The organism is Flavobacterium sasangense DSM 21067 (assembly GCF_000686885.1).
Lineage (GTDB): Bacteria > Bacteroidota > Bacteroidia > Flavobacteriales > Flavobacteriaceae > Flavobacterium > Flavobacterium sasangense.
In genome coordinates this window covers 1-1,385 of sequence record NZ_JMLU01000066.1, presented here as the reverse complement: position 1 = coordinate 1,385, position 1,385 = coordinate 1, and the positions used below count along the sequence as shown (strand labels likewise).

Here is a 1,385-nt window from a genome sequence, read left to right as displayed (position 1 = left end):
ACGGAAAATCCGCTGCTGAATGGAATGTTTTGTTATATTTGTAATGGCTTGGTGTTGGTGCAACGCCACTGAGAGCAAGCCGCAGAACGTTAGGCACAATATTAACATCAGAAATTCTAAAATGAAACATCTTTTCAACTTGATTTTGTTTTTAAGTACTGTTTGTTCGGCACAAATTGATAATACTACTTTGAGTATTCAATACAGGAAGTTTGGCGTAATTGGCAAACAAATAAATGTAGAATTCAAATTGATTAATTCGGATTCGATTATAGTTTACAAGGTAATTGACAAAAAAATAGAAATACCTTTCAAAATAGAAAAGGCAAAATATGATACATTAATTAAAGAGTTACAAGTTGCTATAAAGTTGAAACCGAAAGAAGAAGAAATTATTTGTTCGCATGGGAACTATCTTAAAATATTTTATAAAGAAAATGACAATACCAAAAATATCGAGTCAGAATGTATTTCGCCAAAAATGAATTCTTGGGCTTTTAAAGTGTTGGAAAGTTTTTTAGCGGTAATAAACGAAAAGGAAATTTTTTGAAAAATACTGTGCCTAACAGCCGTTTGGCTAGATTGGGGTTTTAGGCTGAATTTAAAGATGGTTTTGTGTTTGGGAAATTTGTGTTTAACCGAAAAATCCCGCATCTTTATTCCCCAACCTCGCCAAGCGCCAAGACGTTAGCCGTTATTTTGCAGGAAAATCTAAAAATGAAAAAAATATTTAAAATAATTCTTGTTATAATTCTGATTTTTATCACGTTACTTTTCATTCGCCCTCAAAAGGTAATTTATGAAGCGAATGTTAATGGAAAAGTAGTTGATGAACAAAATAGACCAGTTCCAAATGCAACAGTTTACAGAATAGAAAAAAAATATTACATAGACGAAAAGATTGGCTCCAATGAATCTAGAGATTTGAGAACTGAAAGTGTTAAAACGGACAAAAATGGAAACTTCAAGTTTTATGAAAAATCAAGAATAGATTGGTTTCATACACCTTTAGATTTGCCAATTGCATATTGTTATGCGGAATTCGAAATTGAAAAAAGTGGATATGAATTTTATAAAACAAAGTTTGGTGAGTTTGAACAATACAGAATTGAAAATTGTTACGCTTGTGAAAAAGTTTTGTTTAAGCCTATTATTACGTTGAAAAAGTCAAAAGAAATAGAAACAAGAAACAGAATTGAAAACAGAACAGAAAAATAAAAACAACGGCTAACAGCGGTTTAGCTCCATTACGCCTGTAAGGTACTATATTTATTGATATTTTTAGTTTTCAAACATCCATTAGTACAACATAAGTACAACAAATCAGAACTTTTTTACATGCTTGTAAATACCTCTTTTTTTAAGTTGTGCTTTGCGATTCATTT

General features: G+C 30.7%; 2 protein-coding genes. Both read left to right on the top strand.

What is annotated here, in order from left to right; translation table 11 throughout:
* Positions 1–121 precede the first annotated feature (121 nt).
* Complete coding sequence (locus BP92_RS0113725) at positions 122–550, top strand: hypothetical protein (protein ID WP_150111947.1); 429 nt, start codon at positions 122–124, stop codon at positions 548–550.
* A 167-nt stretch (positions 551–717) separates the two neighbouring features.
* Positions 718–1,218, top strand: a complete 501-nt coding sequence (locus BP92_RS0113720) for a carboxypeptidase-like regulatory domain-containing protein (RefSeq protein WP_026726546.1) — start codon at positions 718–720, stop codon at positions 1,216–1,218.
* Positions 1,219–1,385: the final 167 nt, after the last annotated feature.

What these genes read in the sequence shown, in the direction of transcription:
- BP92_RS0113720 (WP_026726546.1), top strand. Translation starts at nt 718, where the DNA reads ATGAAAAAAATATTTAAAATAATTCTTGTTATAATTCTGATTTTTATC.
- BP92_RS0113725 (WP_150111947.1), top strand. Translation starts at nt 122, where the DNA reads ATGAAACATCTTTTCAACTTGATTTTGTTTTTAAGTACTGTTTGTTCG.